Origin of the sequence: Sinomicrobium soli, assembly GCF_003285545.1 — a bacterium.
GTDB lineage: Bacteria > Bacteroidota > Bacteroidia > Flavobacteriales > Flavobacteriaceae > Sinomicrobium.
This window is the reverse complement of record NZ_QLNV01000013.1, coordinates 84,974-100,002: the sequence shown is the minus strand read 5'-3', so window position 1 is coordinate 100,002 and position 15,029 is coordinate 84,974. Positions and strand designations below refer to the sequence as shown.

Annotated in this window: 15 protein-coding genes; 7 read left to right on the top strand and 8 right to left on the bottom strand. The window is 49.6% G+C overall.

Annotated elements, in window-relative coordinates; translation table 11 throughout:
• Positions 1–183: 183 nt before the first annotated feature.
• Both DN748_RS15160 and DN748_RS15155 read right to left on the bottom strand, forming a co-directional pair.
• On the bottom strand, positions 184–654 hold the full coding sequence (locus DN748_RS15160; RefSeq protein ID WP_112372677.1) for an Lrp/AsnC ligand binding domain-containing protein: 471 nt from the start codon (positions 652–654) through the stop codon (positions 184–186).
• Positions 655–780: 126 nt separating this feature from the next.
• Complete coding sequence (locus DN748_RS15155; protein ID WP_112372676.1) at positions 781–2,151, bottom strand: saccharopine dehydrogenase family protein; 1,371 nt, start codon at positions 2,149–2,151, stop codon at positions 781–783.
• A 253-nt stretch (positions 2,152–2,404) separates the two neighbouring features.
• On the opposite strand from DN748_RS15155, the gene DN748_RS15150 reads away from it, so the two are divergent.
• Both DN748_RS15150 and pckA read left to right on the top strand, forming a co-directional pair.
• Positions 2,405–2,794 (top strand): DUF423 domain-containing protein, encoded by a 390-nt coding sequence (locus DN748_RS15150; RefSeq protein ID WP_201741496.1) that lies wholly within the window; start codon positions 2,405–2,407, stop codon positions 2,792–2,794.
• Positions 2,795–2,871: 77 nt separating this feature from the next.
• Entirely contained in the window at positions 2,872–4,467 is a 1,596-nt protein-coding gene (gene pckA / locus DN748_RS15145; RefSeq protein WP_112372674.1) for a phosphoenolpyruvate carboxykinase (ATP), read from the top strand.
• Positions 4,468–4,550: 83 nt separating this feature from the next.
• Here the strand turns inward: pckA and DN748_RS15140 are convergent, their stop codons facing one another.
• From DN748_RS15140 to DN748_RS15130, 3 genes are all read right to left on the bottom strand, one after another.
• Positions 4,551–5,297: a uroporphyrinogen-III synthase gene (locus tag DN748_RS15140; RefSeq protein WP_112372673.1), complete on the bottom strand. Its 747-nt coding sequence runs from the start codon at positions 5,295–5,297 to the stop codon at positions 4,551–4,553.
• Positions 5,298–5,331: 34 nt separating this feature from the next.
• Positions 5,332–5,979 (bottom strand): DUF4271 domain-containing protein, encoded by a 648-nt coding sequence (locus tag DN748_RS15135; RefSeq protein WP_161554572.1) that lies wholly within the window; start codon positions 5,977–5,979, stop codon positions 5,332–5,334.
• A gap of 120 nt (positions 5,980–6,099) precedes the next feature.
• A complete protein-coding gene (locus tag DN748_RS15130) occupies positions 6,100–7,806 on the bottom strand; it encodes an ArnT family glycosyltransferase (protein WP_112372671.1) in 1,707 nt (568 codons plus the stop codon).
• Between the two features lie 154 nt (positions 7,807–7,960).
• Here DN748_RS15130 and DN748_RS15125 point away from each other — a divergent pair, with 154 nt between their 5' ends.
• From DN748_RS15125 to DN748_RS15115, 3 genes are read left to right on the top strand one after another with little or no spacing between them, the layout of a single operon-like run.
• Positions 7,961–8,695, top strand: coding sequence for a polyprenol monophosphomannose synthase (locus DN748_RS15125; protein ID WP_112372684.1), 735 nt, complete (start codon positions 7,961–7,963; stop codon positions 8,693–8,695).
• Between the two features lie 42 nt (positions 8,696–8,737).
• Positions 8,738–10,069, top strand: coding sequence for a dihydroorotase (locus DN748_RS15120; RefSeq protein ID WP_112372670.1), 1,332 nt, complete (start codon positions 8,738–8,740; stop codon positions 10,067–10,069).
• 13 nt (positions 10,070–10,082) lie between these two features.
• Complete coding sequence (locus tag DN748_RS15115; RefSeq protein WP_112372669.1) at positions 10,083–10,466, top strand: DUF4296 domain-containing protein; 384 nt, start codon at positions 10,083–10,085, stop codon at positions 10,464–10,466.
• A 12-nt stretch (positions 10,467–10,478) separates the two neighbouring features.
• On the opposite strand, the gene DN748_RS15110 is transcribed toward DN748_RS15115, so the two are convergent.
• Positions 10,479–10,940, bottom strand: a complete 462-nt coding sequence (locus tag DN748_RS15110; protein WP_112372668.1) for a copper resistance protein NlpE — start codon at positions 10,938–10,940, stop codon at positions 10,479–10,481.
• A gap of 100 nt (positions 10,941–11,040) precedes the next feature.
• Positions 11,041–12,594: an L-piperidine-6-carboxylate dehydrogenase gene (gene amaB, locus DN748_RS15105; protein WP_112372667.1), complete on the bottom strand. Its 1,554-nt coding sequence runs from the start codon at positions 12,592–12,594 to the stop codon at positions 11,041–11,043.
• A gap of 195 nt (positions 12,595–12,789) precedes the next feature.
• Here amaB and DN748_RS15100 point away from each other — a divergent pair, with 195 nt between their 5' ends.
• Positions 12,790–13,008, top strand: coding sequence for a hypothetical protein (locus tag DN748_RS15100; RefSeq protein WP_112372666.1), 219 nt, complete (start codon positions 12,790–12,792; stop codon positions 13,006–13,008).
• Here DN748_RS15100 and DN748_RS15095 read toward each other — a convergent pair whose 3' ends face one another.
• Positions 13,009–13,542: a 3-hydroxyanthranilate 3,4-dioxygenase gene (locus DN748_RS15095; RefSeq protein ID WP_112372665.1), complete on the bottom strand. Its 534-nt coding sequence runs from the start codon at positions 13,540–13,542 to the stop codon at positions 13,009–13,011.
• Positions 13,543–13,919: 377 nt separating this feature from the next.
• Here DN748_RS15095 and DN748_RS15085 point away from each other — a divergent pair, with 377 nt between their 5' ends.
• The gene (locus tag DN748_RS15085; protein ID WP_112372663.1) at positions 13,920–14,987 is read left to right on the top strand and encodes an isoaspartyl peptidase/L-asparaginase family protein; all 1,068 of its coding nucleotides are present in this window, start codon (positions 13,920–13,922) and stop codon (positions 14,985–14,987) included.
• Positions 14,988–15,029 lie beyond the last annotated feature (42 nt).

Here is a 15,029-nt window from a genome sequence, read left to right as displayed (position 1 = left end):
TACAATGAGGTACGTCCCTTAGAATTATAGAAAAAATTTATGAACAAAACTTGTCTGAGTCATAGGATACAGGCAGGTTCGTCTGAAGAGGGGAGTTTTTCAAATGGAGCAACTTACCATAGATACGTCATGGGTAGCACAGTCGAAGGATCTCCGGCGTCCATGATGGGATAAAACCCCGGATCACAGTTGTATCTGCCTCTCGATCTGCTGGTGCAGGGAGATAAATGTTTCCGTGCGCGAGATACCTTCTATAGACTGTATCTTGTGGTTGAGCAGTTCCATGAGATGTTCGTTGTCTTTACAGAGTATCTTGATGAGAATACTCCAGTTGCCCGTGGTATAATGACATTCCAGTACTTCCGGTATTTCCTTTAACTGTTTTACGGCCTCGGGGTTCCGGATGGCCTTGTCCAGGTAAATACCGATAAAGGCCATAGTGGTATACCCCAGTATACGGGGATTAATGATAAAGCGGGAGCCCGAGATAAGCCCCGATTCTTCCAGCTTGCGGAGTCTCTGGTGTATGGCAGCACCTGAAATCCCTATCTTTCGCGCAATTTCGAGGATGGGCCTTCGCGCATCGTTCATCAGGGACCGGAGGATTTCCTTGTCTATGCCGTCTATATTGACTGTTTCATTGACGATTTTCATAGTGCTTGTTTAAAAATGCAATTAAATATACAATATTATATAACACTGTAACGTCAAAACACTGCCAATTATTTACAGATTGAAACAGTTTTGTTGTTTTTGCCTGGGGCATAGCTTTTTAAGCGGTTACCCGGCTACGTAATTCGGGTTGTACCCGGTGTAAGGGTGTTCGGTTTCGGTGAAGCGGATGCCCTGTGCTTCCAGGGCTGCCAGTATGGGGGCATAGACTTCTTTGTCAATGGGTATCCTGACACCGGGGGCAGATATCTTTCCCCGAAGGATATACAGTGCAGCCATGCCCACGGGAAGGCCAACGGTTTTTGCCATGGCGGTGTAGGTCCGGTCCTGGCCGGTAACGACCATGCTGGCATCGGTCTGGTACCGCTCTCCTGCCAGTTCGTAACCGAATTTGTGGTACATGACGATCATGTCCCTGTCGTGTTCTTCCAGGCTCCAGCTTTCTTCCAGTATCTTCTGGAGGATACGTGCCGGGCTGGCATTTTTGAGCCCTACCTTCCTGCGGTGGTCAAACAGTCCGAGCTCCTCGAGTTTGGCCCACATGATGTCGTCCTGGTCTATTTTCAGGTAATACCGGAGTTTAAGCTCTACGGAATCGGTGGGAGAGAACGGAAGAAAAGCATTGATAAAGTCGCGGAAACTCATGTTTTCGGAGCCTTCCATGACATAGCTGTCGTCGGTCATGCCCAGTTGTACGAAAATATTCCACGCCCTTGAAAAGCCTACTTTTCTCATGGTGCCCCTGTAAAGCGTAAGCACGTCCTGAAGCCCGTATGCCTCACGGTATTTGAGGGAGTCCCGGTTGGCATAAGCCTCGAATTTTCCGTACCCTTCGACATCCAGGAATTCGGTACGCCTGAACAGCTTGTGATAGGGAATGTACTTGTATGCCCCTTCCTGTATGAACTTGGCCGCCCCGCCCTGTCCGGCCAGGACCACATTTCTCGGATTCCATGTAAATTTGTAATTCCACAGGTTGGTATCGCTTTCCGGGGCCACCAGCCCTCCGCAGAAGGATTCGAAAAGCAGCATCCTGCCGCCCTGCTCCCGTATGCGGTCTATGACCTGCATGGCACTCATATGGTCTATACCGGGGTCCAGCCCTATTTCGTTCATGAATACCAGCCCCTTGTCCCGCACCTCCCGGTCCAGCTGCTGCATGGCCGGGCTCACATAAGAAGCCGTTACCAGGTGCTTGCCCAGGACGAGACAGGTCTTTGCGATCTCGATATGCAGGGCTGCCGGCAGCATGGAGATGACCAGGTCTGCAGGCCGTATGTTTTTTTCGAGCAGGTCGCCCCGGGAAATGTCGAGCCTTACGGTGCCTATTCCGGGATATTGTGCCTTAAGCAGTTCCAGTTGTGTCTTGTCCCTGTCCCCGAGAGTGATCCCGATTCCTCCCTCCCCGGCTTCCCGGTATAAATAGTCGATAAGGTATGAAGTGGATTTCCCGGTGCCTATGATCAGAATGTGTTTCAAAAGAATGGATTTTTGGTTAAATTTTTTATCACGTATTTTTGCCTGTGTGGCTGCTTAATGGTGTGGTTTGTATTATTTTTATAACACGAATATATAAAAATGTTGTATTTGTAAAAAATAATGATGCTGTTGTCCCGCCCCGCGATCAGAATTTAAACAGTTTCCGGGAAAGGACAATACCTTTGCGTTTTTTTGTTTGCACCAGCAACCAGCAACCAGCAACCTCACACCGAAATAACTCAAATTTATCCGCATGAAAAAAAATATCCTCATTACCGCTGCCTTTTTCGGGCTTACAGCCATTATACTCGGGGCTTTCGGGGCCCACGGGTTAAAAAGGCTCATCGATGAAGAAGCCCTGCTCACTTTTGAGACCGGGGTGAAATACCAGATGTACCACGCACTTTTCCTGTTGTTTGCAGGAAGCACTTCCCTGATTCCGGAGAAGGCGGGAAAGGCGATTTTCTGGCTCACGACCGTAGGGGTTATCTTTTTTTCCGGCTCCATTTACGGTTTGGCGACCAACGGGCTCAGTGCTTTCGACTTCAGGACCATTGCACTGATCACCCCGGTCGGGGGCGCGCTGCTTATCGCCGCCTGGGGAGTGTTGTTTTATAACTTTCTGAGGCTTAAAATCAAATAAATATAACACGAAAACGTTTTCGTTTCGATTAATTTTTACATTTGTAGTATAAAAACACACACTAAACTATTTTCGTAATGATTAACGACACGCTACACACGAAAACGTTTTCGGCGGACGATTACGGCATCAGGAATGCCAGGGTACATTACCAGCTTTCTCCGGAAAAGCTGCAACAAATTACCATTGCAAAAAAACAGGGCGTTGAGGCTTCTTCGGGGGCGCTTGCGGTATGTACAGGGGAATTTACCGGAAGGGCGCCCAAAGACCGTTTTATTGTAAAGGACGACATCACTTCTGCAAAGGTGTGGTGGGGAGAGGTGAATATTCCGTTTGAAGCGACGCATTTCGACCGGCTGTACGACAAGATGACCGCTTATCTCTCCGGAAAGGAGGTTTTTGTCCGCGACTGTTATGCCTGTGCTGCGGAAGATTACCGTACCGGTATCCGGGTGATTACCGAATATGCCTGGAGCAACCTCTTTGCATACAATATGTTTCTGAGGCCCGAACCCGGGGACCTGGAGGATTTTGAGGCGGAGTGGACCGTGATCAATGCCCCGGGATTTTATGCAGACCCGGCTGTAGACGGCACCAGAAGTCATAATTTTTCCATTCTGAATTTCAGCAGGAAGATCATTCTTATCGGGGGCTCGGGATATACCGGGGAGATCAAGAAGGGAATTTTTTCCGCACTTAATTTCGAACTTCCCGTATACAGGAACACGCTTCCCATGCACTGCAGTGCAAATGTGGGGGAAGATAATGCCACTGCCCTGTTTTTCGGTCTCTCGGGTACCGGCAAAACAACACTGTCGGCAGACCCGGACCGGAAACTGATCGGGGATGACGAACACGGGTGGACGGCTAAAAATACGGTATTCAATTTTGAGGGAGGATGTTATGCCAAGGTGATCAACCTGAGCCGGGAGAACGAACCGGATATTTACGGGGCCATACGGAAAGGGGCATTGCTGGAAAATGTCATCCTCGGTCCCGACGGCAGGGTCGATTATGAAGATGGTTCCATAACACAGAACACCAGGGTCAGTTATCCGATATCTCACATCGGGAACATTCAGCGCCCGTCCATAGGCCGTGACCCTGAGAATATCTTTTTCCTGACTGCGGATGCTTTCGGAGTGCTGCCTCCCGTTTCCAGGCTTACCCCGGGACAGGCAGCCTACCACTTTATTTCGGGGTATACGGCAAAGGTAGCCGGTACCGAAGCAGGCGTCGATGAACCCGTACCTTCTTTTTCTGCGTGTTTCGGAGCGCCTTTCATGCCTTTGCACCCCACGGTCTATGCCGGGATGCTCAGTGCCAAAATGAAGGAAACCGGGGCAAGGGTCTGGCTGGTAAATACGGGATGGACCGGCGGGCCGTACGGCACCGGTGCACGTATGAAACTCAGGTATACCCGGGCCATGATAAATGCTGCACTACGGGGAGAACTTGCGCAGGTGGAATATGGCAAACACCCGGTTTTCGGGCTGCAGGTACCGCAATCCTGCCCTGATGTTCCCGCAGAAATACTCAACCCGCGGAATACCTGGGGTGATAAGGATGCCTATGACCGGCAGGCATTAAAGCTTTCGGAGGCTTTCAGGGAAAATTTCAGGAAATTTGAAGCTTATGCCAGTGAAGAGATCCTGGCAGGGGCCCCGGGATAAGATCTTTCGTAATACCGGAAAGCAATACGGGCTGTCTTTTTTAAAAAGGACAGCCCGCTTTTGTATTATGGTATATTATTGTCTTATCTTTTGTTGGCTTCCAGAATATATTTCTCCAGGGCCATGGTCATGGAAGGGGTTTCGGGAGTAGGCGCCTGAATGTCAATGCGAAGCCCGGCGTCGGTTGCCGCCCTTACGGTCGTATTTCCGAATACGGCAATACGAGTGTCTTTCTGCTCGAAATCCGGAAAATTCTTGAAGAGGGATTCGATGCCTGACGGACTGAAAAATACCAGGATGTCGTAATATACGTCCCTGAGATCCGACAGGTCGCTGATCACCGTTTTGTACAGGATGGCCCTTTTCCAGGTTACCCCGAGTTCATCAAGTGTTTCCGGGACCTCCGGCTTCAATACGTCGGAAGAAGGCAGGAGAAACTTCTCGTCTTTGTACTTCTTGATCATGGGGGCCAGTTCCTGAAAAGTCCGTTTCCCCACATAGATCTTTCGCTTGCGGTACACCACATACTTCTGCAGGTAATAGGCTACGGCCTCAGACTGGCAAAAGTATTTCATGGTATCCGGAACCTTGAAACGCATCTCTTCTGCAATTCTGAAAAAGTGATCTACGGAATTTCTACTGGTGAGAATAATAGCAGTGAACGTGGTTAAATCTATCTTTTGCTGCCTTACCTCTTTCGCATTAACTCCCTCCACATGAATAAAAGGCCTGAAGTCTATTTTTACTTTTTGCTTTTCTACAAGCTGTAAATATGGTGAATTTTCTACTTTTGGTTCCGGTTGTGAAACCAAGATTGTTTTCACTTTCATATTAACCATTTGTTTTATTTTCCCCCGATGTTAATCAAAAGACCATCTTTACGACAATCAGATAGGGTGCTATTTCCAGAGCGCAAAGATACAAAATAAAATAAAACAACTTCCCGGTCAAAAACTTTTGATGTTTTCTAAGGATCCTCCCCCATGCGATAATATTTAGTAAAAGGAATAGTGAAATGGTTGCAGATATTACAATTTTCTCGTGAATGGGATTGTAAACCAGTAATGCGATAAGGGGGGTTAAGATGATGGCTATCAGGCTTCTGTAGGTGAGCTTGTAAAAATTATACTTCTCGAGGAAACTATTCAGGTCGAAGATGGTGGCGATGATCTTCTCCAGGTAAAACTTAAACATGATAAACAACCCCAGGGCCGCGATAATTAACAATAAGTTGATATGGAGCGAAACCAACCCGAGGTAGGCCCCGGCAAGCCAGAGCAGCATTCCGAAAATAATGATCTGTACCAGGAACAGGGGAATGTTGAACCTGTTCAGGTTGGGGTCCTGTTCCTTGCCGTAAAGTTTCAGGTACTTGTCAGACACAAATGCTTCCAGGAAACGCCGGAACCTTGCCTCGTTAGATATTTTGGCGTAGGCTACCAGTGCCAGGCAACTCACCAGCAACACGGTCTCGATCGTGTGGTAATCTGCATTCCTGTATATTGCATTCATGTCCATAGGCGATGGTCAAAAATAGTTAAAAATAGGGGTTTACGTTATTAGGTTAATACGTTATTAAGTTAATCAGGCAGGACTCAATAACCCAATAACCCAATAACCTATTAACCAACCCTACTCAGAAGGAGCCTGCTCAATGGGGACAACGCTTCCCTGGAAGCCGGAAGGCCACCCGTATTCCGAGATGGAAATGCGGAAAAGCGTTCCGTTATCAAATTTATGTATACTGTCCAGGCCCACCCTAAGCTCTATGGAACTTCTGGGGCTCAGTGTTTTTACACTTTCGGTGAGCCTCGGGTAAATGTTTACGGTATCGGTAATGCGTTTCTTTTCGTTGAGGACAAGGCCGTAAAATTTAAGTTTCTCAAACGGCACTCCTTCGGTATACGGGTTGGTAAGCATAAGTGTAAGCGAATCGGATCTGCTGTTTACACTGCTCCCGTAAACGCTGCAGCCCAGTTTGCGGAACGACCTGAAGTCTTCCACGATCTTTCCCTTCCACAGGCTTCCTTTCCTGCGGCTGATATTTATACCGAATGCGGAATCGGCATCCTTGCGGGAAGAAAAATAGGCTACTTTCTGGTGCTGTACCAGGGATTCGGAACGGTCGATGTCGTACTGGTTCTGGCGGTGTTCGACGCTGTTGAGGGAGAAGACCGGGACCCTGGTGTAAAAGCCGTACATACTGGCTACCCGGTATGAATCCTCGAAAACCACCGGGATCCCTTCGGTTTTTTCATACATGGCCCTGGTCCACGCCTTGTTGCCGTGGCTTTCATAGGGTATGGGCGAGATCTCATCGAAAACGAGGATTATCCTGGCCACACCGATCACGACCAGTGATGCCGTACTGGTGCGGCGCAACCAGGTCCGGAATGTTCCGTGTTCAAGGCAGTACCGGAAGGTGAGGATGACAAGCGGGAGCATGGTGAGCAATGGCCATTGAGCCTGGGTCTTCCGGTTGAAGGAGGACAACAGGAAAAAACCAATAATCCCCCAGCTCACTACCACAAGGGCCCGGTCAAAGCTGTTTTTCCTGAGGATATCATAACGGGAAAACCGGTAAAGGGCCAGGTATATCAGCGGAAAGGAAAACCCGGGAACAATCAGTACGTTTAAGAGATAGTTCAGGGTAAAGGACGGTCTCCAGTAGCTGTTTGCCCTCCCGGAAAGATGGTATTGAAGCGACACGAAATCGGAGTCAAAAAGCCAGAAAAGGTGAGGAAGGTAACAGATAAGCGAAAGGGCCAGTGCTACCCAGAACCGGTATTTCAGGAATATTGCGGGATAGGACAGCAACACGAAAACGATAAACAGGAAGGCGTGATATTTGCTGTACATCATGGCGGCCATGGATATGGCGAGCAAGAGTATGGCCGGGATATCCGCCCGTTTTGTAAATCTTCTGAAAGCATACAGGAACAGGGCGCCGAAAAACAGCAACGGCGTGTCCGGCAGCATGAAAAAACCGTAGGCGTTGAACAGGGCCACCGAGGCCGAAAACAGCATGAAGAGATGTATATGTTCGTATTTCCTCTCGTCTTCGATCAGTTTCCAGAGCAGATAGACCGTTCCGGAAAAGAGGAAGGGAGCAAAGAGGCGAACCCCCAGTTCATTGTCGAAAAGGGCCGTGCCCGCAGCTGCGAGAAAAGCGACCATGGGAGGGTGATCGAAATATCCCCAGCTCAGGTTCTGGGAAAAATACCAGTAATAGGCTTCGTCAAAAATAAGCTGGGTAACCCCTCCCTGAATGAGATTGATCAGTGTCAATCCGCACAGGAAAATCAGAAGTAGTTGTTCCTTTTGTTTGTTAACTTCCATATATCCGGAAAAATTTCAAGCAAAAATACTTAATAATATATGAGAATAATACACTAATTTAGCCTTTGGGCCATATTACAACGGGCCATGCGTTACAGATAACGGAAAAAGAACGAAAGAAATTCTATTTTTGCATTCTGAGATAAGATTTTTTATGCACACGGACGGTCTGGTCATTATCCCCACATATAACGAAATTGAAAATATCGAAGCGATCATCAGGGAGGTTCTCGGATTGCGGAAAGCATTCCATGTCCTTATCGTGGACGACGGGTCTCCCGATGGTACTGCGGCCCGGGTAAGGATACTGCAAAAGGAATTTCCGGACCGCCTTTTCCTGGAGGAACGACGCGAGAAGTCGGGGCTGGGAACGGCGTATATTCACGGTTTCAGATGGGCATTGCAAAGGGAATATCCCTATATATTTGAAATGGATGCCGATTTCTCCCACAATCCCAGGGATCTCGTACGCCTGTTCAATGCCTGCTCCCTGCACGGTGCCGATGTAGCCATAGGGTCGAGGTATGTAAAAGGAGTAAATGTGGTGAACTGGCCCATGAAAAGGATACTGCTCTCTTACGGGGCGTCGTTCTATGTAAAGATGATTACCGGAATGCGCATACACGACCCTACGGCCGGGTTTATCTGCTACAGGAAAGAGGTTATAGCACAGATTGCCCTCGACCGCATACGCTTTGTGGGCTATGCATTCCAGATCGAAATGAAGTTCAGGGCCTTCCTGAAAAAGTTCCGTATTGTGGAGGTGCCCATTATTTTTAAGGACAGGGAAAAGGGAAATTCCAAAATGAGCGGAAAGATCATAAATGAGGCCGTTTTTGGGGTACTGTCCATGAAATGGCGTAGCCTGTTCCGCAAAAAGGATTTTTAAGACGTTTGCTTCCGGGGAGGGATGCAAGCTAAACGACAGCAAATGAAAACACTTATAAAAAACGCTACCGCAGTTAACGAGTTCAGGATATCCGAAACAGACGTCCTGATCGAGAACGGTATGATCTCGAGGATAGACCGCGATATCGACACCTCCGGATGTACGGTGATCGACGCAGAGGGAAAATATCTCTTTCCTGGGGTGATCGATGACCAGGTACACTTTCGCGAACCGGGGCTTACCCACAAGGCCACCATAGCGTCGGAAAGCCGGGCGGCCATTGCGGGGGGGATTACCTCGTATATTGAGATGCCCAATACCAATCCGCAGACCACAACCATTGAAAAACTGGAAGAGAAGTTTGCCATTGCGGCCGGGACTTCCCATGCCAATTATTCCTTTATGTTCGGGGGCACCAATGACAACCTGGAGGAGGTCCTTCGCGTAGATCCGAAATCCTGTGCCGGATTAAAGCTCTTCCTGGGGTCGTCTACGGGAAACATGCTGGTAGACGACGAAAAGACCCTGGAGAACATATTTTCCAGCACTCCCCTGATCATTTCCGCGCATTGTGAGGACGAGGCTACCATAAAGGCAAACCTCGAGAAATACAAGGCGGAGTACGGCGACGACATTCCGGTAAAATTCCACCCGGCGATACGCAGCGAGGAAGCCTGTTATCTCTCGTCGTCACGGGCGGTGGCCCTTGCGGAGAAAACAGGGGCGCGGCTCCATGTCTTTCACCTGTCGACCGCCAGGGAAACCGGGCTCTTCCGCAATGATATCCCCCTGCGCGAAAAGAAGATCACCGCCGAGGTATGTATACACCACCTCTGGTTCAGCGATGAGGATTACGACAATAAGGGGACCCTTATCAAATGGAACCCTGCCGTAAAAACATCTGCAGACCGCAAGGGGTTATGGCAGGCGCTGCTGGACGACAGCATAGACGTAATCGCAACCGACCACGCCCCGCATACGCTGGAGGAAAAACAAAATGTCTATACCGGGGCTCCCTCTGGCGGCCCGCTGGTTCAGCACGCACTTACAGCTATGCTGGAAACTTTTCACCAGGGCAAGATATCCCTGGAAAAGATGGTGGAGAAAATGTGCCATAACCCCGCTGTGCTCTTCCAGATCTCGAAACGGGGATTTATCCGCGAGGGGTATCATGCCGACCTGGTCCTGGCCGATCTGGACAGTCCGAATACCGTAGGAAGGAATAATATATGGTACAAATGCGGATGGTCTCCTTTTGAAGGGACAACCTTCCGTTCGGCAGTAACGCATACCTTTGTAAACGGAAACCTGGTGTTTGACAACGGTAAATTCACGGGAGGACGCCATGCCATGAGGCTGGAATTCGACCGCTAAAAAGAATAAAGTCATGAAACTCATATACCGAGCATTGCTTTTTATCGTTTTTCTTATGGTCGTTTCCTGTAAGAACAGCACGGTGGAGAAACCGGACAACCTTATTCCCGAAGACCGGATGAAAGATATTCTGCTGGATATCGCCCTGCTCAATGCGGCACGGACGGTGGATGCCGAAACGCTCCGCAAGAACAACATCCGGTCTGAAGCGTATATCTACCGCAAGTATGACATAGACAGTACCCAGTTTGCCAGGAGCAACCTGTATTATGCCTCCAGGCCCAACCGGTATAATGCCATGTACAAGGAAGTGGAAGAGCGGCTTAAACAGATGGAGGAAGATGAAAGGGAAGCCGGGGCAGAACAGGAGGAAGAAAACAAACAGCCGGAAGAATGACCCTCCGTTTTTCTATTCCACTTTTTTCAGGATAAACATTTCGGCAAAACCGCTGTCTTCGATCTTGTTCCCGTCCTGGTCCAGTACCTGGATAAAACCTTCTCCTACAAAGTATTTGTGTACGTCGCCTTCTTCCGGACTGAAGGTAATGGTGCTTTCGGATATCTTCCAGCTTCCCTCTTCCGTATAGGTGTTTTTCACATCTTCCCCGAGATATTCGTATACCGACCTGAACGAACCGTCGTCATTTATGGAAACGGTAAGCTTAATCCCTTCACAGTCCGCACAGGGAATGACCCCTTCGTAGACGCCCTGGTAATCCAGGGCATTCGCCGCATTGTGCATATCGGGGACCTCTGTCTGTTCTTCCTGCGTGTTTTCGTCCGACCCTGAAGAGGGCCTGTCTTTACAGGCGGTAAGGCATACCGTCGATATTGCAGACAGGAGGATGAGGTTTAAAATTGTTTTTTTCATGACTTTGGTTAATTTGATAATGTGCCAATGTGCCAATGTGCCAATGTGATAATGTGTCAATGTGATAATTTGTCAATTGGGAAATTTGTGATGGAGGCTGTTACAGGTCAAACTTAATGCCCTGTGCCAGCGGTAGCTCGGTGGTATAGTTGATGGTATTGGTCTGTCGCCGCATATATACCTTCCAGGCATCCGAACCCGATTCGCGTCCGCCCCCGGTTTCCTTCTCTCCTCCGAAAGCTCCCCCTATTTCTGCTCCGCTTGTTCCTATATTTACGTTGGCAATACCACAATCGGATCCTTCAGCAGATAAAAATCGCTCGGCTTCCCTCAGGTTGTTGGTCATTATCGCCGAAGACAGCCCTTGTTTCACCCCGTTTTGCAGGCGGATGGCATTTTCCAGGTCTCCGCTGTATTTAAGCAGGTACAATACGGGGGCAAAAGTCTCTTCCTGTACGATGTCGTAATGGTTTTCGGCCTCCGCAATGGCGGGTTTTACATAACAGCCGCTCTCATATCCCTCTCCGGAAATCACACCGCCTTCTACCAGTACCTTACCGCCTTCTTCCTCCACCTTTTTAAGGGCGTGAAGATACCGGGCTACGGCGTCTTTATCGATAAGCGGGCCTACGTGATTTTTTTCATCCAGCGGGTTTCCTATGCGAAGCTGCTTATATGCGGCCACGATGGCATCCTTTACCTTGTCGTAAACATCTTCGTGTACAATAAGCCTCCGGGTAGAGGTACAGCGCTGTCCGCAGGTACCCACGGCTCCGAACACGGCCCCGATCACCGTATTCTTGATGTCGGCATCGGGGGTTACGATAATGGCATTGTTTCCCCCGAGTTCCAGCAGCGACTTTCCGAGACGTGCAGCCACGGCCTGGGCCACGATCTTCCCCATACGGATCGACCCCGTGGCAGAAACCAGCGGGATACGCTCGTCACGGGTCATCATCTCCCCCACCGTATAATCGCCGGTAATGAGGCAGGATATCCCCTCGGGCAATCCGTTTTCGGCAAATACCCTTGCGGCAATATTCTGGCAGGCTACCGAGGTAAGCGGTGTTTTTTCCGAGCCTTTCCAGATGCAGGCATCCCCGCATACCCAGGCCAGTGCCGTATTCCAGCTCCATACCGCAACCGGGAAGTTGAACGCCGAGATGATCCCTACGACACCCAAAGGGTGATATTGCTCGTACATACGGTGCCCCGGCCGCTCGGAGTGCATGGTAAGTCCGTGTAACTGCCGTGAGAGCCCCACGGCAAAATCGCAGATATCGATCATTTCCTGTACTTCGCCCAGCCCTTCCTGGTATGATTTTCCCATTTCGTAGGAGACCAGTTTTCCCAGGGGTTCTTTCAGCCGTCGCAACTCGTCGTTGAACTGGCGTACGATCTCCCCGCGCTGCGGCGCAGGCATGGTACGCCATACGGCGAACCCTTCGGCGGCCGTTGTGATTACTTTTTCGTAATCTTCCCGTGTTGTCGTACTCACTTTTCCTATAAGGGCACCATCCACCGGCGAATATGAAGCGACGGGATCTCCGTTCCCGAAAAAGTTTTTCCCCGTGGAAGTCCCGTTGTTTACATCGGCAAGCCCCAGGGCCCTGAGACTTTTATCTATTCCGAAATCAGTAGCAATTAATGACATTTATAACTTTTTTTGAGTAGACTGTTAAATTTTCACGAAGTTACAAATTATTATTTTCTCCTGTTAAACCTTCCCGGCAGATCCGTATTTCCCGGGTCGAATGGTAAAGGAGGCTCTGATAACTTGATTATATATTGAATTTATGTGTTATTTTTTTATTAATTTTATGGATATATCCACATAAAAATGCATATTATGAAAAAAACTATCGGAATAATTTTAATCCTGGCCGGGCTGGTTGCAGGATATGTAGGCATAAACACTTTAGGCGACAGCGAAAGTGGTATCGAAATCGGCGATCTTGAGCTTAAGGCAGAGGATTCCTCGTCCAGGACCAGGGGGTATGCCTATCTCGGCGGAGGCGTTATATGCCTTATTGCCGGAGCGGTGCTCATAAGCCGTAAAGGCAACTGATCAGTCCGTAAACCTCGGGTCGGTATCCATGACGGTTCCGCATTGTTCACAGGTGCGCAGTGCCTCCGAATTATAAAAGTCCCGGAAGTGCGGCAGAAAGTCTTTTTCTATGTCGTGAAGTTCAAAATAGACTTCGTGGAGTTTGTGATTGCAGTTTTCGCAATACCACAGCAGCCCGTCCTTAAAATTCTTTCCGGCCCTTTTTCGCTCTATCACGAGGCCTACGGACCCTTCGCTCCGCACCGGGCTGTGGGGCACCCCGGCGGGGTTGAGGTACATGTCGCCGGGGCCGAGTTCCATCTCTTTGCGCTCCCCGTTTTCCTGGACGACCACCTTGATGTGCCCCTCGATCTGGTAAAAGAATTCTTCGGTCTGATTGTAGTGGAAGTCCTTACGGGCATTGGGCCCGGCAACGACCATCACGATATAATCTTCCGATTCGGTGTAGAGGTTCTTGTTCCCTACCGGCGGTTTGAGAAGTTCCCGGTTCTCGTCGATCCATCGGTGAAGGTTAAAAGGTTTTTTGATACTCATGTCTGAATGTCCTTTTTGATATGGAAAATAATGATGACCGGCTCCCCGTATGCAGGGGAGCAAGGGGTTTCAGGTACCTTTTGGTGCCGAAGCCCTAAAATTACGGATTTCTGCCTTTGGGCCGCATGCTTCCCGTATTTAATTTTGTTGTAATTTCAACAGCTTCCATGATCTCTCCCGGATACCGGCAGTCTGCCCGGAAGGCCATAGCCCGTTTCCGTGGTATTTACCGTTTCGGAAAGGAAAAAATACCCGTTTCCGGGGATTTTTTTAAAGGTGGTTGGCTGTTATTTTTGACTGGTCGAGTGTTGATTCGTCCTGTTTTGAACGATCCGGCCGGTATTTTTAGTATTTTTATTTTTTAAACGAGCCGTTATATGTTCCCGAACAAGTATACCTTCAAGACCGTATTGTACGGCCTGGCACTTTTTGCAGTACTTTCCTGCAGGCAGGAAGCCGGAACCTCCGGGGGAGCCCGCGATGATAAAGAAGAAAGAGTTGCCCTGGTGATTCACGGGGGTGCGGGGACCATTCTCCGGAAGAACCTTTCCCCGGAACGGGAAGCGCAGTACAGGAGTGTACTTGAAAAAGCGCTGGATACGGGATATGCCGTGCTGCAACGGGGAGGCAGCAGCCTGGATGCCGTGGAGCGGGTGGTGGTCATGCTTGAAGATTCCCCCCTGTTCAATGCCGGAAAGGGTGCGGTTTTTACCAGCGACGGGCGGAATGAACTGGACGCTTCCGTTATGGACGGGCAAAGCCTGAATGCAGGGGCGGTGGCCGGGGTAACCACAGTTAAAAACCCTGTTTCACTGGCCCGTGCGGTCATGGAAAGATCGGAACACGTTATGCTGGCCCGTGAAGGGGCGGAGGCTTTTGCCCGGGAGCAGGGACTGGAAATGGTGCCGGAGGGGTACTTTCATACCGGGGAACGGATGCGGGCGCTTAAGGCCGTACAGGAAAAGGCAAGGCGGGAAAACAGAAAACAACAGGCATCGGCCTACGACCCTTTTATCAGGGATTCCAAATACGGTACGGTGGGATGTGTGGCACTGGACCGCAAGGGAAATCTCGCAGCCGCAACCTCTACCGGGGGGATGACCAACAAGCGCTGGGGGCGTATCGGGGATTCTCCCGTTATCGGGGCCGGTACCTATGCCAACAACAATACCTGTGCCGTTTCGTCTACAGGATGGGGAGAGTTCTTTATCCGGGGCGTCGTAGCGTATGATATTTCCGCACTTATGGAATACCGGGGCCATACCCTGGAACAGGCGGCCCGGGAGGTTATCCGGAAGAAGCTCCCGGAAATGGGAGGAAACGGAGGGATCATAGCGGTAGACCATAAGGGGAATATCGTTATGGAATTCAACACCCCCGGGATGTACAGGGCGGGTATCGGTGCAGACGGGCAGAAACATATCGGAATATTCGGAGAAGATTAACCTTAAGATTACAACGGTCCCCTGAGAGGGCATGTCATATTA

Bases quoted from the DNA above. Each gene is read 5' to 3' on its own strand.
- DN748_RS15160 (WP_112372677.1), bottom strand. From the start codon at position 654: ATGAAAATCGTCAATGAAACAGTCAATATAGACGGCATAGACAAGGAA.
- DN748_RS15150 (WP_201741496.1), top strand. From the start codon at position 2,405: ATGAAAAAAAATATCCTCATTACCGCTGCCTTTTTCGGGCTTACAGCC.
- pckA (WP_112372674.1), top strand. From the start codon at position 2,872: ATGATTAACGACACGCTACACACGAAAACGTTTTCGGCGGACGATTAC.
- DN748_RS15140 (WP_112372673.1), bottom strand. From the start codon at position 5,297: ATGAAAGTGAAAACAATCTTGGTTTCACAACCGGAACCAAAAGTAGAA.
- DN748_RS15135 (WP_161554572.1), bottom strand. From the start codon at position 5,979: ATGAATGCAATATACAGGAATGCAGATTACCACACGATCGAGACCGTG.
- DN748_RS15130 (WP_112372671.1), bottom strand. From the start codon at position 7,806: ATGGAAGTTAACAAACAAAAGGAACAACTACTTCTGATTTTCCTGTGC.
- DN748_RS15125 (WP_112372684.1), top strand. From the start codon at position 7,961: ATGCACACGGACGGTCTGGTCATTATCCCCACATATAACGAAATTGAA.
- DN748_RS15120 (WP_112372670.1), top strand. From the start codon at position 8,738: ATGAAAACACTTATAAAAAACGCTACCGCAGTTAACGAGTTCAGGATA.
- DN748_RS15115 (WP_112372669.1), top strand. From the start codon at position 10,083: ATGAAACTCATATACCGAGCATTGCTTTTTATCGTTTTTCTTATGGTC.
- DN748_RS15110 (WP_112372668.1), bottom strand. From the start codon at position 10,940: ATGAAAAAAACAATTTTAAACCTCATCCTCCTGTCTGCAATATCGACG.
- amaB (WP_112372667.1), bottom strand. From the start codon at position 12,594: ATGTCATTAATTGCTACTGATTTCGGAATAGATAAAAGTCTCAGGGCC.
- DN748_RS15100 (WP_112372666.1), top strand. From the start codon at position 12,790: ATGAAAAAAACTATCGGAATAATTTTAATCCTGGCCGGGCTGGTTGCA.
- DN748_RS15095 (WP_112372665.1), bottom strand. From the start codon at position 13,542: ATGAGTATCAAAAAACCTTTTAACCTTCACCGATGGATCGACGAGAAC.
- DN748_RS15085 (WP_112372663.1), top strand. From the start codon at position 13,920: ATGTTCCCGAACAAGTATACCTTCAAGACCGTATTGTACGGCCTGGCA.